The organism is Microbacterium sp. NPDC087665, assembly GCF_044743285.1.
Taxonomy (GTDB): Bacteria; Actinomycetota; Actinomycetes; order Actinomycetales; family Microbacteriaceae; genus Microbacterium.
Map to the genome: position 1 here is coordinate 1 of NZ_JBIUWD010000010.1, position 24,364 is coordinate 24,364.

Genomic DNA, 24,364 nt, shown 5'->3' on the forward strand with positions numbered 1-24,364 from the left:
ATTTGACAAGTGCACGCTGTTGAGTTCTCAAGGATCGGATGCTCCCACGACCCAGTCATCACAACCAGGCCCGCAGGGCAACTTCTCTATCTTACATGCCGTGTTCCTGTTGTCAAATCGCATTTCTGCGACCTGCTCGAGGAAACGAGGCAGTTCCTTCATCCAGATGACTCAGTGAGTTTCTCTGAATTCGGGAGGTGTTCGTTACTTGACGGGAGCCGGCCCGAGGGCCTCCGCTCAACCGTTTGGGGCGAACAGGTAATAACTTACGTGGATCCCGGGGGTTGGGCAAATCGCGCCTGACCGCCGGGCGTGTCGCAGGCCGCAGGCCGCGAGAACACGGGGATGCAGCGCAGTGCCGGAGCATCCGTCACCGCTCGCAGACCGGCCACCACCCGACAATCCCCGGGCGAAAGAAGCCCCGGGTACGAAAGAAGCCCCCGGCGTCTGCCGGGGGCTTCTTCTGGTGGTGGACCTAAGGGGATTCGAACCCCTGACCTCCTCGATGCGAACGAGGCGCGCTACCAACTGCGCCATAGGCCCTAACCGTCAACTACGTTATCACGACGATCGCCGGGCTTCGCTCCTCGAGATCACCCGGCCGCACGTCGGGAGAGCAGGTCTCGAACGTGCGCCTCGATCTCGGCGTCATCGACGAAGCCCATCGCGGAATAAGGAGAAGGGGTGGCAGCGGCCGGGAGCTGCACCGGTGCTTCGGGAGCGAGTTGCTGAGCGCGCTCGCGGAGCTCGGCACGTCGAGCCGCCATGCGTCGCTGGTGCTGCGCGTCGATCTCGGCCTGCGCGACCTGGGCACGGGAGCCGGCCACCGTCACGAGAGGTTCGGGGAGCGGACGAGGCGTCCACGTCGCCGGCCCCTGATCATGGAGTTCCGGCGCGACCCGTTCACGGGCGACGGCATCCGTCTGTCGTGCCGCACGCACCGACCGTGCCGAGACGGCCGCCATCCGCTGGAGCGACAACCCACCGACGACGATCAGCGCCCCTCCCACCCAGAGGAGAAGCGCAGAAGACGTGGCGATGAGCTGCCACACACCGAGGCCCAGAGAGACCAAGCCGATGAACACGGCGATGGTCGCGAGCATCCGTACCCGTCGACGGGCACGCGCTCGACGGATCACCGGGTCTGCTCGCGTCGCGGCCAGTTCCTCGCGCAGGCTCTCGAGTTCGACCGCCTCACGCTCCGACTGCACGCGCTTGGCCAGCTTCTGCTGCGCCAGCGCCGTGCGGGCGGTGAGCTCGACGCGGATCTCCTCCGGCGTCTCGCTGGTCTCGGCGAGAATGCGGAGTGCCTGATTAAGACGGACGGCGTTGCGCTCAGCCGCGTTGTACTGGAAGCGCCCACGCCACGACGGCAGCAGGTAGAGCATCCACAGGAGCACAGCGACGAGCACGATCACTCCCCCGCTCAGCACTGGCCCGTCCATACCGCTAAACGTACGGGTACAGAGGGCCGCCGATCGCCAGCCGGACGCGTGTCGCGACCAGCCGGTCGTTCAGAAGCTGATCCGGTCGGCGGGTGGGACCGTCGCCGCGTCGGGAGGGACCTGTCCGCTCAGCCATCGGGCGAGCACTCCCTGCGGGACGTCTTCGCGTGTGAGGGAGAACGCGTAGTGATCGCGCCAGTCTCCGTCGATATGGATGTAGCGGCGACGCAGACCCTCGTATCGGAACCCGAGCTTCTGCACCACGCGCAGGCTGGCCGCGTTCTCGGGCCGGATGCAGATCTCCATGCGGTGCAGACCGTACTCGACGAAACAGGCATCCGTGGCGAGCGCGACAGCGGTCGGGGTGATCCCGCGCCCGGCGAAGCGCTCACTCACCCAGTACCCGATGGTGGCCGAGCACAGCGAGCCGCGCGAGACGCCCCAGACGTTCAACTGACCGGCGATCTCACCGTCGTACTCCATGACGAACGGATAGCCGGCGCCATCGCGATACTGCTGGAGCAGACGACGGATGCTGAGGCGCATGTCGAAAGAAACCGATCCGTAAGGGACGGTCGCCTCCCACGGCTGCAGCCACGAACGGTTCGCCAGCAGCTCGTGCTGCAGCGGTCGCGCGTCTTTCGCGCGGACGAGCCGCAACTCGATCGATCCGTGCCGCATACCGCCCGCTGTCAGATCCATGACTCGTCCCGACACGGTCAGGCGCCTAGAGGCGCTCCGCGAACTCCTTGAGCCACGGCCGCAGCTCGGGCCCGAGGTCTTCACGATCAGACGCGAGCTGCACGATCGCCTTGATGTAGTCGACGCGGTCGCCCGTGTCGTAGCGGCGTCCGCGGAAGGTCACACCGACCACGCCGGGGCCGTCGGGATCTGCCGCCATCTCCTGCAGTGCGTCGGTGAGTTGGATCTCCCCGCCCTTGCCCGGCGCGGTGCGCTCGAGGATCTCGAAGATCGAGGCCGGCAGCACGTAGCGCCCGATGATCGCGAGGTTCGACGGCGCATCTTCCTGGGCGGGCTTCTCGACGAGACCCGTGACGCGAACGGCATCCGACCCGTCGATCTCTTCGACCGCGGCGGCACCGTACATGTGGATGTTCGAGGGGTCGACCTCCATCAGCGCGATCACGGCGGCGCCCGTGCGCTGGTGCTCGGCGATCATGGTGGTGAGCAGAGGATCGCGCTCGTCGATGAGGTCGTCACCGAGGAGCACCGCGAACGAGCTGTCGCCCACGTGCGTGTGCGCCCGCAGCACGGCGTGGCCGAGCCCCTTGGGCTCACCCTGACGCACGAAGTGGATGTCGGCGAGGTCGCTCGACTTCATGACGCGCTCGAGACGATCGGTGTCGCCCTTCTCGGTCAGCCTGACCTCGAGCTCGGGAACCGAGTCGAAGTGATTGGAGATCGCGTTCTTGTTGCGCCCCGTGATGACGAGAATGTCTTCGATGCCCGCCGAGGCGGCCTCTTCGACCACGTACTGGATGGCCGGCTTGTCGACGACCGGGAGCATCTCCTTCGGCATCGCCTTCGTGGCGGGGAGGAATCGTGTTCCGAGCCCGGCTGCGGGGATGACCGCTTTGATTGTCTGACTACCCATTCCCTCAGCCTACTGGTGGGCACCCCCGTAGACTCAGAGCCATGTCGAATGACGTCGAGCATGCCAAGCGCGCACTGCGCGCAGAGCTGCGCGAGCGACGCGGCCTGTTGTCCGAGGCGCAGCGCGAAAGCGCGGCATCCGCGATCGGCGAACGCCTCGACGCACTGATCGATCAGCACGGAGCGACCTCGATCTCCTGCTTCCTGTCGACCATGTCCGAGCCGGGCACGCGTGAGTTCGTCGCCCGGGCGGTACGCCGCGGCATCCGCGTGCTGCTGCCCGTGACCCGCGCCGACGGGCTGCTCGACTGGGCTGTCGCGACCGATGACGACGATGTCGCCGAAGGCCTCTTCGGCCTGCCCGAACCCACCGGAGAGGTGCTCGGCCCGATCGCCGTGAACGACGTCGACCTGATGATCGTGCCCGCCGCAGCCGTCGATCGCTCCGGCATGCGCATGGGATGGGGACGCGGATACTTCGACAAGACCATCGGATCGATGGAGAAGTGCCCTCCCGTCTACGCGGTCATCTATGATTCCGAGATACTCGACTCCCTGCCACGGGAGGTGCACGACCAGCCGGTGACCGGCGTCGTCACCCCGTCGCAGACCCTCATCCTGTCGCACACGCGACGCTGACCCGCGAGGACCTTCCATGCCCACCTATGCCTATGCCTGCACGTCGTGCGGTCACACCTTCGATGCCGTGCAGAGCTTCGCGGAAGACGCGCTCAGCGTCTGCCCCGAGTGCGGCGGCGCGCTGCGCAAGCAGTACGGCTCGATCGGCGTGACGTTCAACGGATCCGGCTTCTATCGCACGGACTCGCGCGCCAAATCGGGCGGTTCGTCGGATGCTTCGGCATCATCGAAAAAGGAGTCGAAGACGAGCGCCGCCCCGGCACCCGCGTCGACGACTTCCTCTTCCTCGTCTTCCTCTTCCTGAGGCACACCACACTCGGAGGCTCCCATGCTCAAAGGTTTCAAGGACTTCATCCTCCGCGGAAACATCATCGACCTCGCGGTCGCCGTCGTCATCGGCACCGCGTTCACCGCGATCGTGAACGCCGTCGTCGCCAGCATCATCACCCCGCTCGTCTCGCTGTTCTTCAAGGCGGATGCCGCGGGCGACTTCGGACCCCAGATCCGGAACATCTACGGCGAGATGGTCACCTTCCCGCTCGGTGACCTGATCTCGGCCATCATCAGCTTCCTCGCGGTCGCCGTCGTCGTGTACTTCGTCTTCGTCCTGCCGATGAACACCTTCAAGGCGCACGTCGAGGCCCGCAAGGGCACCGCGGCAGAAGCACCGGAAGAAGAGCCGGCCGCCGCGACCGAGGCGGAACTGCTCATCGAGATCCGCGACCTGCTGGCGAAGCGCAGCTGACGCCGCGTCCCGTACGAAGAACGCCCCTCCGGAAGCATCCGGAGGGGCGTTCTCGTGTTCAGGTGCGGACCGTCAGCGCTTGCCGGCGATCTGGCGTCCGACGATCTCGCGCATGATCTCGTTGGTGCCGCCGTAGATGCGGTGCACGCGGGCGTCGAGGAAGGCCCGGGCGATCGGGTACTCGGTGATGTAGCCGTAGCCGCCGTGCAGCTGCACGCCGGTGTCGAGCACCTCCCACTCGCGCTCCGTCGCCCAGAACTTCACCTTCGCCGCCTCTTCGGCCGAGAGCTTGCCGTTCTTGTAGGCGAGCAGGGCGCGGTCGATGTACGCCCACAGGGCGTCGACGGTGGTCGCCATGTCGGCGATCTTGAACCGGGTGTTCTGGAAGTCGATGATCCGCTCGCCGAAGGCTTCGCGGTCCTTCGTGTAGGCGACGGTCCAGTCGAGGGCGGCCTGAGCGGCAGCGGCGCCGGCGACGCCGATCGAGAGGCGCTCGAGCGGCAGGTTCATCATGAGCTGGATGAAGCCCATCCCCTCTTTACCGCCGATGAGGTTCTCTTCCGGGATGAGCACGTCGCTGAACGAGAGCTCGGCGGTGTCGTGCCCCTGGAAGCCCATCTTGTGCAGCTTCTTGCCGTGGTCGAAGCCCTCCATGCCGTTCTCGATCAGCACCAGGCTGAACGCATCGGGACGATTGCCCTCTCCCGTCTTGACGAAGGTGACGACGAGATCGGCGGTCGCACCCGATGAGATGAAGGTCTTAGCGCCGTTGACGAGGTACCCGCCGTCGACCTTCTTGGCGGTGGTCTTGATGCCGCGCAGATCGCTGCCGGCTCCGGGCTCGGTCATCGCGAGAGCGCCGATGATCTCACCGGTCGCCATGCGCGGCAGCCACTTCTCCTTCTGCTCCTGCGTGCCCATGTGCACGAGGTAGGGGACGGCGAGGTCGTCCTGGATGCCGAAGGCCCCGGCCAGCGATCCCGCGCCGGCGGCGATGATCTCTTCGTTGACGACCGCGCGGAAACGGTAGTCCTGCAGCATCCCGGCTCCGCCGAACTCCTCCGGCACGGACAGACCGATGATGCCGGCCTCGCCGGCGGCGAGCATGGTGGCCCGGTCGACTTCTCCGTCGGCATCCCATCTCTCGATGGCTTCGCCTGTCACGTAGCGCTTGACGAAGTCTTTGACGAGGTCTCGGAAGGCCTCATGATCTTCTTCGTAGATGTCGCGTTCCATCGCGTCCTCCTGAACGTCTTCGTGCGTCTTTGCTCTCGCGAGTCTATGCCGGGACGACGGGGCACGACAGGGCGTTGTGGGAATGCATCCCACAGTTGGTGACACTGGGTACCGCGATTGTCGGATGCCGCAGAACGGCGATTCAGGGGAGGTAGTCGGGTGCCGCGGGCAGCCCGAAGAACTCCTCGAGCGTGTGGAATCCGCCCTGGTGATAGGCCGCCGCGAGCTCGCGGCCGACGTACCGCAGGTGCCAGGGCTCGGGCGCGTACCCCGTGACGGGCGAACCGACGTCTTCGTAGCGCACGACGAATCCGTACTCCCAGGCGTGGGCCGCCACCCAGTCGCTCTGCGCGGTGGCTCCGAACCCGTCGAGCCCGCCGCAGAGGGCACCGCAGGCGACGACGTCGACAGCCAACCCCGTCTGATGCTCGGAGTGACCGGGACGCGCCGAACCCGCATCGGCACCGGCCTGCCCCTGGTCGCGCACGTGCGACTCGTAGGTCGTGACCTGCAGACCGTACGACCGATAGCCGTTGTTCGCCCCGAGCCTGCCGACCCCGGCGGACTCAGCGGCCACGGCCATCTCACCGACCGCCGCCGCGACATCGCCACGCACCTGGCCGGAGAGCGTCGTCATCTGGAGGGGCACCGACGTGAGATTCGCCGGCGCATACTCGACGGGGTCAAGGGGGCGCGTCTTGTTGACGACCACCCACACGCGAGCGGGATCGCTGAGCGAGATGCAGGGAGCGTTGCCGGCGACGACCGCCGCCCGGAAGTTCTCGCCACCGCCGAAGCCGGCGATCGTCGCCGCATCGTCGCCCGCGGCGATCGACTCCTGCACGGCCACCTCGGCACAGGGATCGGCGGCAGGCGTCGCGCCGACCTCGACGGAGGGGACCTCCATCACCGCCACCGGGGCGGGCATGGTGTTCGACTGCGAGGACGACGCGAGGGGCGTCGAGGCGATCGACAACAGGATGCCGATCGCGGTCACGGCCAGGCCGATCGGCAGGGCGGGACCGCGGATCGGGGAGCGCGGAGCCGCATGCTGGGCGTGCGGCGAAACGGGCATTGATCCATTGTCTCATTCGAAGCTGTCTCCGTTACTCGCTTGACTCTGATTCGTATCTATGTTCGAATCACGGTATGCGATGGCAAGGACAAAAGCTCGGAGAGACGGATGCTGCGGCACTCCCCGGTCTCGAAGACCGCACGAGCGTCCTTCGAACGGTGACCACTCCCGAGTTCGCCGGCATGACCTTTCACGAGGTGCTATCGAAGTCCGCCCTCAACCATGTACCGGGCGCTTCGCGCATGCCGTTCGCCTGGACCATCAACCCCTATCGCGGATGCAGTCATGCCTGCGTTTACTGCTTCGCCCGCGGAACGCACGAATACCTCGACCTCGACGGCGGCTCCGACTTCGATTCGCAGATCGTGGTGAAGACGAACGTGGTGGAGGTTCTCGAACGCGAGCTGCGCAAGGGCAGCTGGCAGCACGAGACGGTCGCGCTGGGCACGAACACCGACCCGTACCAGCGCGCCGAGGGGCGGTACAAGCTCATGCCCGGGATCATCGAGACGCTCGCGGCATCCGGCACGCCGATGTCGATCCTCACCAAGGGCACACTCATCCGTCGCGATATCCCGCTGCTCGTGAAGGCGGCCCAGCGTGTGCCGGTCGACGTGCAGATGTCGATCGCTATGTACGACGACGAACTGCAGAAGGCGATCGAGCCCGGCGCACCGACGACGCAGGCACGGCTCGACACCGTGCGCGCCCTGGCGGAGGCCGGATTCCCCGTCACCGTCTTCCTCATGCCGATCATGCCGCACATGACCGACTCGATCGGGGCGATCGACGATGCCCTCGCGCGCATCAAAGACGTGGGGGCACGCAGCGTGATCTATGGCGCCCTGCATCTGCGCCCTGGAGTGAAGCCGTGGTTCTTCCAATGGCTCGGCGAGAATCGCCCCGACCTCGTCTCGTCGTATCGCGGGCTCTATCCCGGGATGTCGGCGGAGGCCCCGAAGGGCTACCGGCAATGGCTCGCGAAGCGGGCTCGCCCGCTGATTCGCCTACACGGCCTCGACGGACGACACGAAGACGACTACCCGCAGCGCGGTAGTCGAGCCGGGCAGGGGCACGTGCAGTCGATCGCCGCGGGGCGCGTTCAGTTCACGGCATCCGCCCCGGCATCCGCTCCCCCGCAGCCGATGCTCTTCTAACGCGTCGGCCGACCATCGTCCGGCCGCGTAGGCTCGACAGTTATGGCAGTCGGCTCAACAATCCTCACGTTCGATGTGCAGCTCGCTGACACCGACCGCGGCATCTACGAAGACTTCTCTCTGCGAGTCGCACGGCACCCGTCCGAGACCGACGCATACATGCTCACCCGCATGCTCGCCTACGGGCTCGAGTACACCGAGGGCATCACCTTCAGTGAGGGCATCTCGAAGACCGACGAGCCCGCAGTGCTGGTACGCGACCTCACCGGCGCCCTCATGGCGTGGATCGAAGTCGGTGCCCCCGACGCCGAGCGCCTGCACTACGGCAGCCGGCTCGCCGAGCGCACCGTCATCTACACGCACCGCGACCCGGCGAAGGTCATGGCGCCGTGGGAAGGCAAGCGCATCCACCGATCCGAACACATCAGGGTCTTCAGCTTCGACCCCGGATTCATCGACTCGGCCGTGCCGCACCTCGAACGCCGCAACACGATGACTCTCACCGTCACCGAGCACGTGCTCTACCTCGACCTCAACGGCGCGAACCTCACCTCGGCCATCCACGAGCACGAGCTCTCTTAGGCACTCGTCCGGGAGCTTCGCCCAGGCGTCATTCGGGAGGAGATCGTCACTCCGGAGGATGGATTCCGCAGAATCATCCTCCCCGGCGCCGATCCCCTCCCGAGTGACGGGGCCGCGCGCCTCATCCGATCGGCTGCCTGAGCCCAGGGCACCCGTGAGGGGTGGAGACACGCCGTGCCCGCAGCATCCGACGCGGCGCGTCTTGCCCTCTCAGCGCTGACGCCGCCGCAGGCGCGACGGCTCAGAGGCCCGGAGCGGCGTTCCAGGCGTCGACGAACTCCTGCGCCCCGTCGGCGTAGCCCTTGAACAGGTCGGGGTGCAGCTTGCCCTTGACCAAGAACTCGAATCGCGCCCAGCAGTCGCGCGGGCCCCACGGCGTCGAGTCGTAGACCTCGACCTCCTGGTCGCGCAGCGCGACGGCCTTCAGCCCCTCCGCGATGACGGCCACGTCTGCCCCCTCGTCGAGAACCACGGTCATCGTGCTCGGGGTGTAGATCGCAGACCGCACTCCCTCGGTGTCGGCCACCTGCACCGCCGCCGCGAGGCTGCCCACGTATCCGGAGTCGGAGGTGCTCAGCCCCACGATGCGGCTTCCCGGCTCGGTCTCGCTCTGCACCGAGATCTGCAGAGACCGGTACGGCTGGATCGCGGGCGACGTGGCGAGCAACTGCTCCACAGCGAGCGCGGTGTCGACGTCGGCGGTGGTGACCATCAGCACCGTGATCTGCGCGGAGCGCCATTCCTCGCGTGCCGCGACCACACCCTCGATGGGCTCGAGAAGCGCGTTGACGGCTTCGACGGTGGCGGGATCCGAGCGATCGGGAGCGATCAGACCGGACGTGACGGTCGGCACCACTCCGGATGCCGCGGCGACGGCATCGATCGCGGGGGCGGCAGCCGCAGCATCCGCCCCCGTGCGCATGCGCACGTTCACGCCGTCGTCATCGATCGTGTAGCTCAGCACGTTTCCCGCCCCCGCGGCTGCGGCGACGATGTCGAGCCCCGGGCGGAGCGACGCGCCATCGCGGCTCTCGATCTCGCGGCGTTCGTGCAGGTCGGTGAGCGACAGGTACATCGCGGAGCTGTCGAGACCCGCCCCCTCGACGGCGTCGGCGATCGGCTCGACCAGGTCGGCCGGGTCGATGTCGGCCGCAGCGGTTCCCCAGACCTGCGCTTCGCCGTCCTCGCCGATCCCCACCGCGCCGTCGTAGACGCCCTCGATGTCGGAGAGCGCGGCGACGATCTCAGCGAGTGTCTGGGATCTCTCGTCGTCGGTGGAAGGCGACCACTGCCATTCGCCCGAGCGGAAATCGAAGAGATTCTCCTTGCCGGGATCGGGCTTCGTCATCTCGGCAAGGCGAACGGATGCTTCGGCGAGCTCGCCGGCATCGAGCGAGTCCTTCAGTGTGACCTGGTAGTCGTTCTTGCCCGACGCCTGATGCACGCTCTCGACGGCGGGGTCTTCGCCCACCCGCACGTCGACATCGGCCTGCCGCGCACAGCCCGCGAGGCCCGCCACGACGAGCACCCCTCCGAGCACGAGAGCAACACCACGACCGATTCTCCGCTGAGCATGCATTACTCCAGGGTATGTGGATATATCGGAACACCCGACGGGTAGGACTACCCACCGGCCCACCCCGCGCGCGTCCTGGGGGTCAGAAAAGTGCCGGGCCGGAAGCCCGTGCCCCGTCATTCGGGAGGAGATCCTCAGTGCGGAGGATGAATCCCGCGGATTCGTCCTCCGGTTCGCAGATCTCCTCCCGAACGAGGGCCGGGAGGGCGGGCGGGGCGGCGGAGCCCGTGACACGACGAAGGGCCGGAGGAGACCGATCGGATGCTTCCGACCGAGCCCCTTCCGGCCCTTCAATGCACCCCGAACGGGGCGCGAGTCAGCTCGTGAGAGCAGCCGCCGTCGGCATGCGACCGGCGATCTCCTCGATCACGTCGTCGTCGAGACGCGCGTTCTCGAACGGTGCGTCGATCTCGGCACGGTCGAGCAGCTCGGTCATGCGACGCTGGCGCTGACGCGTGATCAGCGTGACGACGCGACCCGAACGCCCCGCGCGGCCGGTGCGGCCCGAACGGTGCAGGTACGTCTTGTACTCGTCGGGAGCATCGGCCTGCACGACCAGGTCGATGTCGTCGACGTGGATGCCGCGCGCGGCGACATCGGTGGCGACGAGCACGCTCACGCGACCCGACGTCAGACGCTCGAGGTTGCGCGTGCGCTTGGCCTGGTTGAGGTCACCGTGCAGCGAGACGGCCGGGATGCCGGCGTCGTCGAACTGCTCGGCGAGCATGTCGGCGTAGGCGCGAGTGCGAGCGAAGACGAGGGTCTTGCCCGCGCGGTCGACGAGCGACGTGAGGATGTCGGCCTTGTCGCGGTGCTCGATCACGAGCACGCGGTGCTCGATGGTGCTCGAGTCCTGGTCTTCACCGGCGACCTCGTAGACAGCCGGGTCGACGAGGAACTCGTCGACGAGAGCTGCGACCTCGCGGTCGAGCGTGGCCGAGAAGAGCAGCTTCTGGCTGCCGTCGGCGGTGTGACGCAGAATACGCTGCACCGGCTCGACGAACCCGAGCTCGCACATGTGGTCGGCCTCGTCGAGCACCGCGATGCGGCAGTCCGAGAGGTCGAGCTTGCCCTGGTTGATGAGGTCTTCGATGCGACCGGGGGTACCGATCACGATGTCGACACCCTTCTTGAGCGCACCGACCTGGCGAGCCTGCGGCACGCCACCGTAGATCTGCGTGGTGAACAGACCCACGCTGCGGGCGATCGGCTGGATCGTGCGGTCGATCTGCAGCGCGAGCTCGCGCGTCGGAGCGAGGATGATCGCACGCGGCGAGCGTCCGAACTCACGACGCGTGCCGGCCTGCGACTGCAGCACGCGCTCGACGAGCGGTGCGCCGAACGCGATGGTCTTGCCCGAGCCGGTGCGGCCACGAGCGAGCACGTCGCGACCTTCGAGGACCGCCGGAATGCTGGCGGCCTGGATCGGGAACGGCGTCGCCGCGCCCATGCCCACGAGGACATCGACGATGTTGGGTCCGAGACCGAGGTCACCGAAGCTCACACCATCGACGGCGACGGCCGCGACGGACTTGGCCTCGAGACGCTCGTGCACGACGTCATCGCCCTGCTCGAACTTCTTCGCCGGGGCGGAGTTCGACGTGGCGTTCCAGTCGTTGCGGCTCGGACGATCGTTGCGCGCCGGACGCCCACGGGTGTCCGACGTCAGCGGGCGCGGACGCTCGGTGCGGTACGCGCCACCGGTCGACGGGCGGGAGCGCTCATCGCGGCCACCCTCGAACGAACGCTGCGTGCGGTCACGGTCGAAGGCACGACGCGCGCGATCGGCGTCGTAGCCACCGTTCGTGCGGTCGGATGCTCCCCGGTCGTCACGGCGCGGACGCTCGTCACGCTCGAAACGAGGACGCTCGGCCGAACGGTCGTAGCGGGGGCGCTCATCTCGGCCACCGGCACGGTTCGGGCGCTCGGACGCACCGCGGTCGTTGAAGCGAGGACGCTCGGCGCCACCACGGTCGTCACGACGCGGACGCTCGTCACGGTCGAAACGCGGACGCTCGGCGCCACGGTCGTTGAACCGGGCACGGTCGTTGCCGCGGTCATTGCTGCGGTCGTTGAACCGGGGACGCTCGGAGGCACCCTCGAAACGAGGGCGCTCGTCGCGGTGGTGCGGCGCGTCGCGGCGACCGGACTCGGCGCGGTTGCGGATGCCGCGCGACTCGTCGCGGCCGGCACGCTCGGACGGGGTCCAACGACGCTTCGGGGCACCGGTCTCGGCCTCCGCCGGGCGGTATCCGCGGTGTCCGGCGCTGCGGCTGCCGGGACGACGGTCGTATCCACCGGCTGCGGGCGCGGAGCGCCGGTCACCGGCATCCGATCGGCCACCACGCTCGTCGCGGGCTCCGTCGCGGGCAGGAGCGCCGCCGTGGTGACGGTCGTGGAAGGAGGTCTTGTTCGCGCCGTAGCGGGGCTCGAAGTTGCGCGCTGCGCGGCCGCCCTGGGGCTTCTTGTTCTTGGGCATGTCTGTGTCTTTCGTTCTCGCACGAGAACAGCACGGCACACGCCGGGCACCTTGGTGTCGGATGCCGGTCGCTCGGGGCCGGGGCCATTCATGTGATGGTTCATGTGCGTCGATGGACGCTCACCATCGGCCCCTGGACTCACACTTCAACACATAAAACGTCCGCGCACTGCGCGGGTGTCCGAAGCCGACCACAAGAGTGTACCCGGTGCACCTGGGAGACTCCCCCGCCGCGCGCCCCTCCCCCCACCGTGCGGGATCGATATGTCACGCTATGAGCCCCGGGAAGACGGCATATTGATCCCGCGACAGGGATGAGCCCGCCATACGATGGCGAGGTGAACTCCGCATCGCCCACCGGCATCCAGGTCGCCCTCCGTCGCGGCGACGTCACCGCTCAGATCGCCCAGGTCGGAGCATCCCTCCGCGCTCTGCGCATCGGCGACGTCGACCTCATCACGCCGTACGCGCTCGACATCCCGACGCCGGGATGCTCGGGAGTCGTGCTCGCCCCCTGGCCCAACCGCGTGCGCGACGGGGTGTGGGACGACGACGGCACCTCTCGTCGACTCGCCATCACCGAACCGAAGTTCGGCAACGCCAGCCACGGGCTGCTGCGCTTCACGGCCTACGAGATCGCTCAGACCGAGGAGTCGGTCACGCTGAGCGCCACGATCGTGCCGCAGACCGGGTACCCGTATCTGATCGACACCTCGGTCACCTACACGTTGACCGACCACGGCGTCGAGGTCACGCACACGCTCACCAACCGGTCGTCGACCGCGGCACCGGTCGCGCTGGGCACGCACCCGTACGTGACGATCGGCGACGTGGACCCGCACGACCTGGTGCTGCGGGTGCCCGCATCGACCGCGTTCGAGACCGACGAACGGATGCTCCCCACCGGCACCCGCCCGGCCGAGGCCGCCCTGCGCGACGGCGTGCGCCTCGGCGACATCACCCTCGACACCGGCTTCGCCGGCCTGGCCCGTGACGCCGACGGCCGCGTGCGCCACTCGCTCACCGCGCCCGATGGGCGTCGTCTCACGCTCTGGCAGGGCGAGGGCTTCGACTACGTGCAGGTCTACACCGCCACCAACTACCCGGGGCACGCGCTCGCGGTCGCGATCGAGCCGATGACCGCCCCCGCCGATGCGCTGAACAGCGGCCGCGGCATCCGCCGACTCGCCCCCGAAGAGGCTTGGAGCCTGAGCTGGGGCATCGCGCTGAGCTGATGACCCGACGCCGGCTGTCCACAACTCAGGACAGAACGACGCAGAGGCCCCGAATCCGACGCTTTCGCGGGGATTCGGGGCCTCCTGTCCTGAGTTAGGGACAGTGCATCACTGCGTCAACCACGGACGCTCGCGCAGTTCGCGCCGGGTCAGATGCGAGGTGTCGTGCGGGTCGGATGCCTCGGCCCCGACGAGAACGCCCGGTTCGCTCGCCTCGGCCGACGTGGGCCCGGCGGGTGCGTCGGGCTCGGAACCCGAGGGGGCCGCATCCGCGCCGCCGCCCTTGCGGGCCTGGCGTCGCTCCTTCGCCCCTTCGACGAGGTTGTACAGCGTCGGCAGCACGATCAGCGTCAGCACGGTCGACGAGATGAGTCCACCGATCACGACGATGGCGAGCGGCTGCGAGATGAAGCCGCCGTGCCCGGTGATGCCGAGCGCCATCGGGGTGAGGGCGAGGATCGTCGCGAGCGCGGTCATGAGGATCGGCCGCAGACGCTTCTCGCCACCGGCCTTCACCGCCTCGACGGTCGAGAGCCCCTTCTCGCGATATTGATTGACGAGGTCGACGAGCACGATCGCATTCGTGACCACGATGCCGATGAGCATCAGCACACCGATCAGCGAAGCGACGCCCAGCGGCACGCCCGTGATGATCTGCAGCAGGATCGCACCGGTCGCCGCGAACGGCACCGAGACGAGCAGCAGCAGCGGCTGGCGCAGCGACTTGAAGGTCGCGACCATGACCACGTAGACGATGAGGATCGCGGCGAGCATCGCCAGACCCAGCTGCGAGAACGAATCGGCCTGCTGCGAGGCGACGCCTCCCACCTCGGCCGATGCTCCGGCGGGCAGGTCGACGGCGTCGAGCGCGGCGGTGACGGATGCCGTCGCCACGGCGAGGTTGTCGGATGCCGGGGGCACCGTGATCGTGGCGGTGCGCTGGCCCTGCTCGGTGGTGATCGACGTGGGGCCGTTGCGCTCCTCGACGGTCGCGATGTCGCTCAGCTGCACGATGCCGGTGGGCGTCGGGATCGTGAGCGCACGAAGCGCGTCGACCGTGGTCGGCGGCTCGGACGTGACGAGGTACACGGTGAGCGCCGTGTCGTCGATCTCGACGGAGCCGACCTGCTGAGGCCGCATCGTGTTCGAGACGATCGCACCGACGGCGACCTCCGAGAGTCCGCGCTCTGCGGCGGCCTCGCGGTCGACGACCACGGCGATGTACGGCAGCGCGGCGGCGAGGTTGTCGGTGACCTGACCGATGCCGTCCCGTCCGTCGAGTTCGTCCATCACCGCGGTGGTGGCGGTGGCGAGGTCGTCGCCGTTCGATGCCGAGACGGTGATCTCGATGTCGCTCGATCCGAATCCGGCCGACGAGGCGACCGAGACGTCGCCGACGTCGGACAGACCGTCGATCGCGTCCTGCACATCGGCGCGCAGCTTCTCCTGATCGACGCTCTCATCGGTGAGCACCGAGTAGGTGACGCCGGCGGATCCACCCGAGAAGGCGTCGCGCACCGACGAACCACTCGACCCGATCGAGGCCTGCACGTGCTCGATGCCGTCGATGCCGCTCAGGGCGTCTTCGACCGAGATCGCGGCTTCGGACTTCGCCTCGAGGCTGGCCGTCGGACCGAGGTCCTGCGTGATGGTCATCGTGTTCTGACCGGAGTCGCCGAGGAAGTTCTGCTTCATGAACGGCGCAGCGGCGAGCGTCGCGCCCAGCACCACCACGGCAAGGGTGACGGTGACGGCCGAATGCTTGAGCGTCCAGGCGAGGATCGGCCGGTAGGCCTTCTGCAGCTTGGTGGGCGGGGCATCCGGATGCTCCGGATCGATCGCGACGCCGTTCTCGTCGAGCAGCGGCTTGCCGGGCTTGAGGAACCAGTACGCGAGCACCGGAACGATCGTCAGCGAGACGAGCAGTGACGCGATCATCGCGATCGACACCGTCATCGCGAACGGGCGGAACAGCTCGCCGACCATGTCGCCGACGAAGACGATCGGCAGGAAGACGGCGACGGTGGTGATGGTGGATGCCGTGACCGCCATCGCGACCTCGCGCACCGCCAACCGGATCGCATCGCCCTTGTCGGCGTCGCCGACGTAGTGCCTCTTGATGTTCTCGATCACGACGATGGAGTCGTCGACCACACGCCCGATGGCGATCGTCAGGGCGCCGAGCGTGAGGATGTTCAGCGAGTAGCCGAACGCCTGCAGCCCGATGAACGTGACGAGCACGGAGGTCGGGATCGAGATCGCGGTAACGAGCGTCGAGCGCACCGACATCAGGAACACGAGGATGACGAGCACGGCCATCACGAGGCCGAGGAGGCCCTCGACCGCGAGGGTCTCGATCGACTGCTGGATGAAGGGCGCCTGGTCGAAGATGACGGTGAAGGTGGCGTCGGGGAACGCCTCGCCGATCTCGTCGAGTGCGGCGATCACTCCGGCCGATACCTCGACGGTGTTGGCGGAGGGCAGCTTGGTGATCGAGATCGACAGGGCGTCTTCGCCGTCGACCCGCGAGATCGAGCTGATCGGGTCGGACTCCTGTGCGACCGTCGCGACCTCGCCGATGGTGAGATCGGTGCCGACGAGCGGCAGGGCTGCGATCTCGTCGACCGAGCCGATCTTCGCTCCGGTCTGCACCGTGAGCGTCTCACCGTTCTCGGTGATGTCCCCACCGGGGAACAGCGTGCCGTTCTGGTCGAGGGCGTCACGGATCGCCTGCGTGCTCTCGCCTGCTGCGGCGAGCTTCGCGACGTCCGGCGTGATGGTGATGCGCTGGCCGACGCCACCGACGATCTCGGCCGCGTTCACCCCGTCGACGTCTTCGAGCTTCGGGATCGCCACGCTCTCGAGCTCGGCCTGCGCGTTCTCCGCGTCTTCGAAGCCCGAGACGGCGATCTGGATCACCGGCAGATCGTTGATCGAGATCGCCAGCACCTGCGGGCTGACGTCTTCGGGCAGCGTCGACGAGATGCGGTTGATCGACTGCTGGATCTTCTGCTCGGCGGTCGCGAGGTTCGTGCCGTACGCGAACATCACCTGCACGATCGACGCGTTCGTCGTGCTCGTCGCCGTGGTCGATTCGAGGTCGGGAACACCCTGGATCGCCGCCTCGATGGGCGTCGACAGGTCGTTCTCGACGACCTCCGGCGATGCGCCGGGGTACGTCGTCATCACGACGAGGGCGGGCAGCTCGAGCGAAGGGATGAGCTCCTGCTTGAGGTTGGTGAGAGCGAGGCCACCGAAGACCGCGGCGACGATCGTGATCAGGGCGATGAGCGCGCGGTTCTTCAGGCTCAGGACGGCGAGTTTCGACAAGGCTGTTCCTCGGTGACTGTCTATGCGGATGCGGTGGTGCGGGGAAGGAGGATTCCGGCGAGGGCGTCTCGGATGAGGCGTTCCTCGAGAGGTTTCTCGCTGATCTGGGCGTGCCACAGTACGCCGTCGATGAAGACGGCTGCTGCCTGGGCACGATCCTGACCATGAACGGGGGCGATGAAGGCGACGACCTGGTCGGACCAGCGTTGCGCGAGTTCGCGCACCCGCGGGTCGTGCACGGCAGCGGTGACGACGGCGCGGTCGGCCTCGAGGGCGTGCGCGTCGGCGAGGCTCTCGGTGATGAGCCGGGCGAGCGCCTCGGGCGTGACGCCGACCGCCTCGACGGCCTGGCGCGTGGTCTCGATGCGCAGCTCGATCTCGGCGACGAGGGCGCCGAGCGCGGCGGTGCGCAGGTCGTCGAGCGTGTCGAAGTACTGAGTCGTGGCACCGAGCGGCACGCCGGCGCGGGCGGCGACCTTGCGGTGGGTGAGAGCGTCGACGCCGATCTCGACGATCAGTTCAGCGGCGGCCTGGACGATCTCGCGACGGCGCGCCTCAGGGTCGCGTCTGCGTCGCGGCTCTGTCATCGGATCCCCGTCATCTCATACCCCAGTACGTCCGTACATGTACATTTGTACATTTTCGGGATGGGAAGAAGCTGGGAGCAGGCGCCGTCTAGGTCAGCGCTGCACCGAGAGCGAGTCCCGCGCCCGCGGCGAGCAGGCCCAGCAGCAGCATCCCGACGGCGTGGAACGCAGAGGCTCGCCGCTCCCCGTCGCGCCACAGCGCCACCGCGTCGAGCATGGCCGTGCTGAACGTCGTGTACCCGCCGATCAGGCCGGCGCCGATGACGAACAGGTGCTCCGGCAGTGCGGCCGTGACGAGGCCGAGTGCGAACGACCCGGTCAGGTTGATCAGCAGGATGCCCCACGGGTAGCGCCGACCCGCCCATCGGGCGACGCCGAGATCGACGACGTAGCGCAGCACGCTGCCCAGGCCTCCGGCGAGCGCGGCCCCGAGGAACACCAGCGGGCTCACGCGCGGGCCTCCCCGGCTGTACGACTGCGGCCCAGCCGCAGACCGAGCGCAGCGGCGGCGAGACCGAGCACGAGCGACCCGAGGGCGTACGCGATGGCGAGGAGCGGAGCATCCGTCCACAACGCGATCGTGCCCGTCATGAACGAGCTGTACGTCGTGAAGCCGCCGAGCAAGCCGGTCGCGAGAAAGACCCGCAGATCCCTCGACGCGGGCAGCCGTGCCGCGACCACGCCGATCGCGAAAGCGCCGACGACGTTCGCCATCAGGATCGCCGTCGGGAAGCCGCCCTGATCGGGAAGGACCAGCATCAGACCGAGCCGCGCCGCTGCACCGATCGTGCCGCCGGCGGCGACGAGAAGAAGGCGGCGCAGGTTCACGTTCGCCACTGTAGTCGCCGTCTCCCCCTGCGCCGCACGAATGTCAAGCCTGTGGTCGTACAGCATCGGTCGTCGTTGACTGGCCGCATGAAGCCCCTCTGGAAGATCGACCCGACCACCCCTCTCGGCTCGCCCTTCGATGCGGAGTCGCGCCACGACGTCGTGATCGTCGGCGCCGGCATCACCGGCCTGACGACGGGCGTCATGCTCGCCCGCGCGGGTCTCGACGTGACCGTGATCGACGCCGGGGAGGTCGCCGAGCTCGCCACGGGCGGGAACACCGGCAAGCTCTCGCTGCTGCAGGGCAAGACCCTCGCGACGATCCGCGAGCACCACCCCGCCTCTCTCGTGCGCGCCTACGTAGACGGCAACCGCGCGGGGATGGAATGGCTGCTCGCCTTCGCCGACAATGCCGGGGTGTCGTACACGCGGCGCACCGACCACTCCTACGCGCAGCAGGAGAGCGGCCTCGATGCGGTGCGCGATCAGCATGCGGCGGCCAGCGAGGCGGGCCTGCCGGTGCGGATGCTGTCGCCCGACGACCTGTCGACGGCGTTCCCGGTGGCGGGCGCCGTCGCCCTCGACGACCAGGTCATGATCGATCCCGTGCAGGTGGCGCGGGCGCTGGCCCGCGAACTGGTCGCCGCCGGCGGCACGCTGCACACGGGCATCCGCGCCACCGGCGTTCGTGTGATCCCCGAACCGCGGGTCAACACCGCAGCCGGGCCACTGTTCGCGAACCACATCGTTCTCGCGACCGGAAGCGCCATCCTCGACCGCGGCCTCTATTTCGCGAAGACCCACGGCATGCGGTCGTACTGCGTCTCGTTCCGGGTGCCGGGAGAGGTGCCCCGCGAGACGTTCCTCTCGGTCGACGGTCCCACCCGCTCGATCCGTCCGGTGACGGAAGACGACGGTCCCGGTGGCACCGCACAGCTCATCGTCGGCGGCAACGGGCATCCGGTCGGCCGGTCCGACAGCGAGCACGCCGCCGTCGAAGACCTCGTCGCCTGGACCACCCGCCACTTTCCCGGTGCCGAAGAGACGCACCGGTGGTCGGCGCAGGACTATGAGTCGCACAACCTCATCCCCTTCGTGGGGGCGATGCCGCGCGGACTCGGGCACATCCGTCTCGCCACCGGCTACGCCAAGTGGGGCCTGTCGAACGCTCCGGCCGCCGCGATGCGCCTGACCACCGAGATCCTGGGCGCCCCGTGGCGGGAGCGTCCGCACTGGATGAACACGATCGCCACGCGCATGACCGTGCCCGCCGACCTCGCTCGCGGCGCCTCCGAAGGCGTCAAGGTGGGTGCGGAGGCGGTGAAGGGCTGGAAGGATGCCGAATCCCACGGCGTTCCGGTCGCACAGCCGGCCGAGGGCAACGGCGTCGTCGCCAACCGTGCAGGTCTGCCGGTGGGCATCTCGACCGTCGACGGCGTCACACGCGCGGTCGACGCCGTGTGCCCGCACCTCGGCGGAGTGCTGGCGTGGAACGACGCCGAGTGCACCTGGGACTGCCCGCTGCACGCCTCGCGCTTCGCGCCCGACGGCACGCGCATCGAGGGCCCGGCGTTGAAGGATCTGACCGAGCTTCCCCGCTCGGGGCGGCGCTGACGGGCGCCCCCTCATCGCGTCGCGAGGGGTCACAACACGCCGCACCGGATGCTGTCGATGCGGCGTGTCCTGACCCCTCACCGGGCGACGGGGTCAGTCCTCGTGGGGCGGCGGAGCATCCCATCCCTGCTGCGGCGTCTCGCCGTTCTCGCGGAAGACGTACTGCGAGACGAGCCGGCGCTGGCTGCTCGACCAGTCGATCGCGGGTCGGCGCTGCTCGGGCGGAAGGTAGCCGAGGCGGTACACGGCCATGAGCTCGAGGTCGTCGGGAACCCGCAGCAGGTCGACGATCTCGTCCCAGCGACCCGGAACCTCCATCGGGAACGAGATGAACTGAATGCCCATGCCGAGCTCGACCGTGGTGAGCCAGATGTTCTCCATCGCGGCACCCATGCTGAACACCGAGTAGAACGACGACAGCTGACCGGGGCGGTATTCGCTGCGGTCGAGCATCACGCCCAGCAGCAGCGGCGACCCCGCCACGAGCTTGCGGTTCTCGGCGCCCAGCGTCTTCGGCACCCCGAACGTGTTCATCAGGGTCTGGCCGCGTTTCGTGAACACCTGGCTCGTGAACGGACGCAGCGCTGCGGGGAGCTTGTCGAACAGCATCCCGCTGCGTTTCTCGTCCATCTCGGCCTGACTGAAACGGAAGTACGGCTTGTAGCGCTCGAAGAACGTGCCGTTCGACATCGCCTCGGTCATGCTCTCGCCCGAGATGCGGGCGATCTGATCGATCGTCTCGCGGCTCTCGATCACGACGAACCGCCACGGCTGACTGTTCAGCTGCGACGGCGCGCGGCCCGCCGCCTCGAGCAGCACGCGCTGATGCTCTTCGGAGACCGGGTCGGGCAGGAACGCCCCGTTGGTGGTCTTGCGGCGGCGGATGGCATCGAGCAGTTCCATGCGGTCACTTCCGGTCGGTGGCGATGCGCGAGCACACGAGGCCCGCGACGATGAAGGGAGCCGCGGCGAGCGCGACGAGCGGATGCTTGGCACTGTGCGTACCGAGGTACGGGATCGCGGCGAGCGGGGCGATGGCGGGAGTCAGCGCAAGGGCGGCCCGGCGGCTCGCGTGGCGAGGACGCCCCCAGACGCCGGCGCTCAGGGCGGCGGCGGTGCTCACGCACGTGGCGATGTAGAGGGCGTGGTGCACCCAGCGGAAGTCGCGGGTGTCGATCGTCTTCGTCGCGACCGCGACCCCCAGCGCCACGTTGGCGCCGTAGGCGGCGGTGGCGGCCACGAACAGCGGCGCCGCGTTCGTGCGCTGCGGCGCCCGCCGCCTCGCCAGCCATCCGTGGATCATGCCCTGACCCTACGCCCGACTCCCCCGCGCCGAGCCACCCCCTTGCAGACCCCGTACGACTTTCGGTACGCACCCTTCGTCTCGTCGCTGCGCTCCTCGCTCAGGAACCGGAGAGCACACAACCCGGTTCCTGAGCGAGCGAAGCGAGACGAAGGACGCCTACAGGTTCGCCTCGGCGTAGACGCGCAGCGCGTCACGCACGAACTCGGCTCCCTGTGTGCCGCCCGATGAGGTCGCGTAGTTCGCGCCGAAGCGCGGGTCTGCGACGTACATCTCGCCGAGTCCGAGCACGTAGCCCTTGACGTCGGCGCCCGTCGGAGTGCCGGGCACGCTCGCCAGCCACTCGACGTGACGGCGGGCGAGATCCTGCGCCTCAGCGGATGCCGGGTCGCCACCGCTCTCGGCGGCGGCGATCCAGTCGCGGCTCAGGTCGGAGACCCTGCGCTGCCACTCGGAGCGCTCGGCATCCGTCATCCCCCGCCACCAGCTGTCGCTGTCGGCGTAGGCCTTCGCGCCCCAACGCTGCTCGACCTCTTGCCGGTACTGGGTGTGGTCGAAACCGTCGAACATGTTCTCTGCCATGAGTTGTTCACCTCCTCTCAATGCGTCGATGGTGGATTCGACCGACGCGATCTGCCGCGCCAGTCGGGTCTGCTCCTCGCGCAGGAGCGCGAGGTGGGTCTCGAGAGCGGATGCTTCGCTTCGGGCCCCTGATCCGTCACCCGGGGTCCCTGAGCCTGTCGAAGGGCCGAGCACGTCGGCCACCTGCGGGAGCCCGAGGCCGAGTTCGCGCAGCAGCAGGATGCGTTGCAGGCGCACGAGGGCGTGCTCGTCGTAGTGCCGGTATCCGTTCTGTGCGATGCGCGACGGCGGCAGCAGGCCGATGTCGTCGTAGTGACGCAGCGTTCTGCTGGTGGTGCCGGCGATGCGGGCGATCTCCTGGATCGACCAGTCACGACTGCTCATGCTCTTCTCCTTCCGTGGTGATGTCTCCACCGTAGAAGTTGACGTTGCGTCAATGTCAAGCAGGGAGTTTCCTGGCAGCCCTCTCGAATCGAGATATATCGTGTTATTGTTCTCGAACACGATATATCTCGATCCGCACAACCCAGGAGAAGCAGACATGACCGAGAAGTGGCTCATCGCCCCCGGCGAGGAACGCGTCATCGACATCGAATCCGTGACGCGCCTCAAGGTCGGCCTCGTCGGCGGACAGGTCGACATCATCGCGCACGACGAACCGGGCATCCGCATCGAAGCGCACGGCGTCACCACGAAAGACCTCCGCATCGAGGCGCACGACGGCGAGGTCGAGATCGACCACCCGCAGCTCGGGTGGGACAACTTCCTCGAGGTGTTCCGCAACTTCGGTTCGGGCGGCCCCCGCGCAGAGGTCAGCGTCGCCGTGCCCCGCTCGATCGCCCTCAACCTCGGCGTCGTCAGCGCCGGCGCACTGGTCGCCGGCATCCGCAACGACACCCGCCTCAACACCGTCTCGGGGGACATCATCGTCGACACCCTGATCGGCGACCTCTCGGTCAACACGGTCTCGGGCGACGTGCAGGTGCGCGGCCTCACCGGGTCGATCACGGCGAACAGCGTCTCGGGCGATGTCGCCGTCACCGGCGCGGTGCGCAAGGCCATCGTCGACATCGTCTCGGGCTCGACGCTCGTCGACGCCGCGGGCGATGTGAATACCATCACCGTGAACTCCGTCTCGGGCGGCACCACCGTGCGCCTCGACGAGTCGCTCGCCGCGAACTACGTGCTGCGCTCGCTCAGCGGTCGCCTGCTCATCGATGGCCAGGAGCGCAGCACGTCGGGCCCCAGCAACTACACGGGCACCAAGGGCGAATTGGCCGGCCGATTCGTCGACCTGCGCGTGAACTCCGTCTCGGGCGGCGTGACCGTGCTGCGCCGCACCCCCGCGTCGATCACCGACGACGCGGAATGGGAGGAAGAAGCATGAGTCCCGCCGTCTTCTCGCACGGAGACCTGCGGCTGTATCTGCTGTCGCTGCTCGCCGAGTCGCCGCAGCACGGGTACGGCATCATCCAGGCACTCACCGACCGCACCGGCGGCACGTACACGCCGAGCGCCGGCACCATCTACCCGCGGCTCGCGAAGCTCGAAGAAGAGGGCCTCGTCACCAAGACCGTCGACGGTCGCACCACGATCTACGCGATCACCGACGCCGGCCGAGCCGAGCTCGCCTCGCGTGAGAACGACCTGGCGGGCATCGAGTCCGGCCTCGCCGACTCCGTGCGGCTCATCGCCAACGAGGTTCGCCAGAGCGTGCAAGACGCGATGAAGACCCTCCGCGCCGACCTGGCCTCGGCGGCGAACGACGAGCGCGCGGCAGCGAAGAGCCGTCCGCGTTCGGCATCCGACGATTCCCGGGTCACCAGCCGCGAGGAGATGCACCGGGCGGATGCCGTCATCAACGCGTTCCGCGCCCGGGTGCGCACCGACCTGCGCACGCATGTAGCTCAGGGCGGGTCGCTGCCGGCGACCGTCGTGACCGATCTCGAGAACGCCCTCGACGAAGCGGCCCGCGCCGTGACCGTCGGGCTCAGCACGACCTGACGCGAGCGCTGAGGCGCTGGCCCCTGGGCCGGTGCGCCCTCCGAGCCGCTGAGCGCGTTGGGTCGCTGAGCTTGTCGAAGCGCCCCGCCGGGAGAGATTCGCTCAACACGAAGGGCCGGGCATCCATTGCGGATGCCCGGCCCTTCGTCCGTGTCGGCCGCCTACACTCGACGAATGGCACCGGAGACAGCCCTACTGAGATATCGCTATCCCGACGGTCGGCTCCAGGCGGCTCTTCCTCTTCGAGTCATCGAATCGAATACAGAGGTGCTGGCCGGTTGGTTACCCTCGGGATCCGAGATCGCCTACTGGGCCACGACCACAGGCGAAGAC

The 24,364-nt window shown here is 68.1% G+C and carries 23 protein-coding genes and 1 tRNA gene; 9 read left to right on the forward strand and 15 right to left on the reverse strand.

Annotation, left to right across the window (positions count from 1 at the left end; translation table 11 throughout):
* Window positions 1-467 precede the first annotated feature (467 nt).
* From ACIOSY_RS16955 to galU, 4 genes are all read right to left on the reverse strand, one after another.
* Window positions 468-543: transfer RNA gene (locus ACIOSY_RS16955), tRNA-Ala, on the reverse strand.
* Window positions 544-593: 50 nt separating this feature from the next.
* Window positions 594-1,445 (reverse strand): hypothetical protein, encoded by an 852-nt coding sequence (locus tag ACIOSY_RS16960; RefSeq protein ID WP_400855314.1) that lies wholly within the window; start codon window positions 1,443-1,445, stop codon window positions 594-596.
* A 69-nt stretch (window positions 1,446-1,514) separates the two neighbouring features.
* Window positions 1,515-2,147, reverse strand: a complete 633-nt coding sequence (locus ACIOSY_RS16965) for a GNAT family N-acetyltransferase (RefSeq protein ID WP_400855315.1) — start codon at window positions 2,145-2,147, stop codon at window positions 1,515-1,517.
* Window positions 2,148-2,172: 25 nt separating this feature from the next.
* A complete protein-coding gene (gene galU, locus ACIOSY_RS16970) occupies window positions 2,173-3,060 on the reverse strand; it encodes a UTP--glucose-1-phosphate uridylyltransferase GalU (protein ID WP_400855316.1) in 888 nt (295 codons plus the stop codon).
* Window positions 3,061-3,101: 41 nt separating this feature from the next.
* On the opposite strand from galU, the gene ACIOSY_RS16975 reads away from it, so the two are divergent.
* The 3 genes from ACIOSY_RS16975 to mscL are packed head-to-tail and all read left to right on the forward strand — an operon-like array spanning window position 3,102 to window position 4,443.
* Complete coding sequence (locus ACIOSY_RS16975) at window positions 3,102-3,698, forward strand: 5-formyltetrahydrofolate cyclo-ligase (RefSeq protein WP_400855318.1); 597 nt, start codon at window positions 3,102-3,104, stop codon at window positions 3,696-3,698.
* Window positions 3,699-3,714: 16 nt separating this feature from the next.
* On the forward strand, window positions 3,715-4,002 hold the full coding sequence (locus ACIOSY_RS16980; protein ID WP_400855319.1) for an FmdB family zinc ribbon protein: 288 nt from the start codon (window positions 3,715-3,717) through the stop codon (window positions 4,000-4,002).
* Window positions 4,003-4,026: 24 nt separating this feature from the next.
* Window positions 4,027-4,443 (forward strand): large conductance mechanosensitive channel protein MscL, encoded by a 417-nt coding sequence (mscL, locus tag ACIOSY_RS16985; protein ID WP_400855320.1) that lies wholly within the window; start codon window positions 4,027-4,029, stop codon window positions 4,441-4,443.
* Window positions 4,444-4,515: 72 nt separating this feature from the next.
* On the opposite strand, the gene ACIOSY_RS16990 is transcribed toward mscL, so the two are convergent.
* Both ACIOSY_RS16990 and ACIOSY_RS16995 read right to left on the reverse strand, forming a co-directional pair.
* Window positions 4,516-5,679: an acyl-CoA dehydrogenase family protein gene (locus tag ACIOSY_RS16990; RefSeq protein WP_400855321.1), complete on the reverse strand. Its 1,164-nt coding sequence runs from the start codon at window positions 5,677-5,679 to the stop codon at window positions 4,516-4,518.
* Between the two features lie 142 nt (window positions 5,680-5,821).
* Window positions 5,822-6,754, reverse strand: a complete 933-nt coding sequence (locus tag ACIOSY_RS16995) for a M15 family metallopeptidase (RefSeq protein ID WP_400855322.1) — start codon at window positions 6,752-6,754, stop codon at window positions 5,822-5,824.
* Between the two features lie 74 nt (window positions 6,755-6,828).
* On the opposite strand from ACIOSY_RS16995, the gene ACIOSY_RS17000 reads away from it, so the two are divergent.
* The gene (locus tag ACIOSY_RS17000; RefSeq protein ID WP_400855323.1) at window positions 6,829-7,911 is read left to right on the forward strand and encodes an Rv2578c family radical SAM protein; all 1,083 of its coding nucleotides are present in this window, start codon (window positions 6,829-6,831) and stop codon (window positions 7,909-7,911) included.
* A gap of 42 nt (window positions 7,912-7,953) precedes the next feature.
* Window positions 7,954-8,493, forward strand: coding sequence for a YaeQ family protein (locus tag ACIOSY_RS17005; RefSeq protein WP_400855324.1), 540 nt, complete (start codon window positions 7,954-7,956; stop codon window positions 8,491-8,493).
* Between the two features lie 241 nt (window positions 8,494-8,734).
* Here the strand turns inward: ACIOSY_RS17005 and ACIOSY_RS17010 are convergent, their stop codons facing one another.
* Window positions 8,735-10,072, reverse strand: coding sequence for a hypothetical protein (locus ACIOSY_RS17010; RefSeq protein WP_400855325.1), 1,338 nt, complete (start codon window positions 10,070-10,072; stop codon window positions 8,735-8,737).
* Between the two features lie 313 nt (window positions 10,073-10,385).
* Window positions 10,386-12,548, reverse strand: a complete 2,163-nt coding sequence (locus ACIOSY_RS17015) for a DEAD/DEAH box helicase (RefSeq protein ID WP_400855327.1) — start codon at window positions 12,546-12,548, stop codon at window positions 10,386-10,388.
* A 338-nt stretch (window positions 12,549-12,886) separates the two neighbouring features.
* Here ACIOSY_RS17015 and ACIOSY_RS17020 point away from each other — a divergent pair, with 338 nt between their 5' ends.
* Window positions 12,887-13,783, forward strand: a complete 897-nt coding sequence (locus ACIOSY_RS17020; protein ID WP_400855328.1) for an aldose 1-epimerase family protein — start codon at window positions 12,887-12,889, stop codon at window positions 13,781-13,783.
* 108 nt (window positions 13,784-13,891) lie between these two features.
* Here ACIOSY_RS17020 and ACIOSY_RS17025 read toward each other — a convergent pair whose 3' ends face one another.
* The 4 genes from ACIOSY_RS17025 to ACIOSY_RS17040 all read right to left on the reverse strand — a co-directional run bounded on the left by ACIOSY_RS17025 (window position 13,892) and on the right by ACIOSY_RS17040 (window position 18,528).
* Window positions 13,892-17,113 carry an efflux RND transporter permease subunit gene (locus tag ACIOSY_RS17025; protein ID WP_400855329.1) on the reverse strand — a complete coding sequence of 1,074 codons (3,222 nt, stop codon included), beginning with the start codon at window positions 17,111-17,113 and terminating at the stop codon, window positions 13,892-13,894.
* Between the two features lie 20 nt (window positions 17,114-17,133).
* Complete coding sequence (locus ACIOSY_RS17030) at window positions 17,134-17,700, reverse strand: TetR/AcrR family transcriptional regulator (protein ID WP_400855330.1); 567 nt, start codon at window positions 17,698-17,700, stop codon at window positions 17,134-17,136.
* Window positions 17,701-17,788: 88 nt separating this feature from the next.
* Entirely contained in the window at window positions 17,789-18,151 is a 363-nt protein-coding gene (locus tag ACIOSY_RS17035) for a fluoride efflux transporter FluC (protein ID WP_400855331.1), read from the reverse strand.
* The gene (locus tag ACIOSY_RS17040; protein ID WP_400855332.1) at window positions 18,148-18,528 is read right to left on the reverse strand and encodes a fluoride efflux transporter FluC; all 381 of its coding nucleotides are present in this window, start codon (window positions 18,526-18,528) and stop codon (window positions 18,148-18,150) included. The genes ACIOSY_RS17035 and ACIOSY_RS17040 overlap by 4 nt, the downstream gene beginning before the upstream one ends.
* Before the next feature lie 87 nt (window positions 18,529-18,615).
* On the opposite strand from ACIOSY_RS17040, the gene ACIOSY_RS17045 reads away from it, so the two are divergent.
* The gene (locus ACIOSY_RS17045; protein WP_400855333.1) at window positions 18,616-20,142 is read left to right on the forward strand and encodes an FAD-dependent oxidoreductase; all 1,527 of its coding nucleotides are present in this window, start codon (window positions 18,616-18,618) and stop codon (window positions 20,140-20,142) included.
* A 93-nt stretch (window positions 20,143-20,235) separates the two neighbouring features.
* Here ACIOSY_RS17045 and ACIOSY_RS17050 read toward each other — a convergent pair whose 3' ends face one another.
* The 3 genes from ACIOSY_RS17050 to ACIOSY_RS17060 all read right to left on the reverse strand — a co-directional run bounded on the left by ACIOSY_RS17050 (window position 20,236) and on the right by ACIOSY_RS17060 (window position 22,411).
* The gene (locus tag ACIOSY_RS17050) at window positions 20,236-21,045 is read right to left on the reverse strand and encodes a nitroreductase family protein (protein WP_400855335.1); all 810 of its coding nucleotides are present in this window, start codon (window positions 21,043-21,045) and stop codon (window positions 20,236-20,238) included.
* A 4-nt stretch (window positions 21,046-21,049) separates the two neighbouring features.
* Window positions 21,050-21,445: a hypothetical protein gene (locus ACIOSY_RS17055; protein ID WP_400855336.1), complete on the reverse strand. Its 396-nt coding sequence runs from the start codon at window positions 21,443-21,445 to the stop codon at window positions 21,050-21,052.
* A gap of 159 nt (window positions 21,446-21,604) precedes the next feature.
* Window positions 21,605-22,411 carry a MerR family transcriptional regulator gene (locus ACIOSY_RS17060; protein ID WP_400855337.1) on the reverse strand — a complete coding sequence of 269 codons (807 nt, stop codon included), beginning with the start codon at window positions 22,409-22,411 and terminating at the stop codon, window positions 21,605-21,607.
* Window positions 22,412-22,568: 157 nt separating this feature from the next.
* Between ACIOSY_RS17060 and ACIOSY_RS17065 the strand changes: the two genes are divergently transcribed.
* Complete coding sequence (locus ACIOSY_RS17065) at window positions 22,569-23,414, forward strand: DUF4097 family beta strand repeat-containing protein (RefSeq protein ID WP_400855338.1); 846 nt, start codon at window positions 22,569-22,571, stop codon at window positions 23,412-23,414.
* Entirely contained in the window at window positions 23,411-24,031 is a 621-nt protein-coding gene (locus tag ACIOSY_RS17070; RefSeq protein ID WP_400855340.1) for a PadR family transcriptional regulator, read from the forward strand. The genes ACIOSY_RS17065 and ACIOSY_RS17070 overlap by 4 nt, the downstream gene beginning before the upstream one ends.
* The last annotated feature ends 333 nt before the right edge of the window (window positions 24,032-24,364 follow it).

Bases quoted from the DNA above. Each gene is read 5' to 3' on its own strand.
- ACIOSY_RS16960 (WP_400855314.1), bottom strand. From the start codon at position 1,445: ATGGACGGGCCAGTGCTGAGCGGGGGAGTGATCGTGCTCGTCGCTGTG.
- ACIOSY_RS16965 (WP_400855315.1), bottom strand. From the start codon at position 2,147: ATGGATCTGACAGCGGGCGGTATGCGGCACGGATCGATCGAGTTGCGG.
- galU (WP_400855316.1), bottom strand. From the start codon at position 3,060: ATGGGTAGTCAGACAATCAAAGCGGTCATCCCCGCAGCCGGGCTCGGA.
- ACIOSY_RS16975 (WP_400855318.1), top strand. From the start codon at position 3,102: ATGTCGAATGACGTCGAGCATGCCAAGCGCGCACTGCGCGCAGAGCTG.
- ACIOSY_RS16980 (WP_400855319.1), top strand. From the start codon at position 3,715: ATGCCCACCTATGCCTATGCCTGCACGTCGTGCGGTCACACCTTCGAT.
- mscL (WP_400855320.1), top strand. From the start codon at position 4,027: ATGCTCAAAGGTTTCAAGGACTTCATCCTCCGCGGAAACATCATCGAC.
- ACIOSY_RS16990 (WP_400855321.1), bottom strand. From the start codon at position 5,679: ATGGAACGCGACATCTACGAAGAAGATCATGAGGCCTTCCGAGACCTC.
- ACIOSY_RS16995 (WP_400855322.1), bottom strand. From the start codon at position 6,754: ATGCCCGTTTCGCCGCACGCCCAGCATGCGGCTCCGCGCTCCCCGATC.
- ACIOSY_RS17000 (WP_400855323.1), top strand. From the start codon at position 6,829: ATGCGATGGCAAGGACAAAAGCTCGGAGAGACGGATGCTGCGGCACTC.
- ACIOSY_RS17005 (WP_400855324.1), top strand. From the start codon at position 7,954: ATGGCAGTCGGCTCAACAATCCTCACGTTCGATGTGCAGCTCGCTGAC.
- ACIOSY_RS17010 (WP_400855325.1), bottom strand. From the start codon at position 10,072: ATGCATGCTCAGCGGAGAATCGGTCGTGGTGTTGCTCTCGTGCTCGGA.
- ACIOSY_RS17015 (WP_400855327.1), bottom strand. From the start codon at position 12,548: ATGCCCAAGAACAAGAAGCCCCAGGGCGGCCGCGCAGCGCGCAACTTC.
- ACIOSY_RS17030 (WP_400855330.1), bottom strand. From the start codon at position 17,700: ATGACAGAGCCGCGACGCAGACGCGACCCTGAGGCGCGCCGTCGCGAG.
- ACIOSY_RS17045 (WP_400855333.1), top strand. From the start codon at position 18,616: ATGAAGCCCCTCTGGAAGATCGACCCGACCACCCCTCTCGGCTCGCCC.
- ACIOSY_RS17050 (WP_400855335.1), bottom strand. From the start codon at position 21,045: ATGGAACTGCTCGATGCCATCCGCCGCCGCAAGACCACCAACGGGGCG.
- ACIOSY_RS17055 (WP_400855336.1), bottom strand. From the start codon at position 21,445: ATGATCCACGGATGGCTGGCGAGGCGGCGGGCGCCGCAGCGCACGAAC.
- ACIOSY_RS17060 (WP_400855337.1), bottom strand. From the start codon at position 22,411: ATGAGCAGTCGTGACTGGTCGATCCAGGAGATCGCCCGCATCGCCGGC.
- ACIOSY_RS17065 (WP_400855338.1), top strand. From the start codon at position 22,569: ATGACCGAGAAGTGGCTCATCGCCCCCGGCGAGGAACGCGTCATCGAC.
- ACIOSY_RS17070 (WP_400855340.1), top strand. From the start codon at position 23,411: ATGAGTCCCGCCGTCTTCTCGCACGGAGACCTGCGGCTGTATCTGCTG.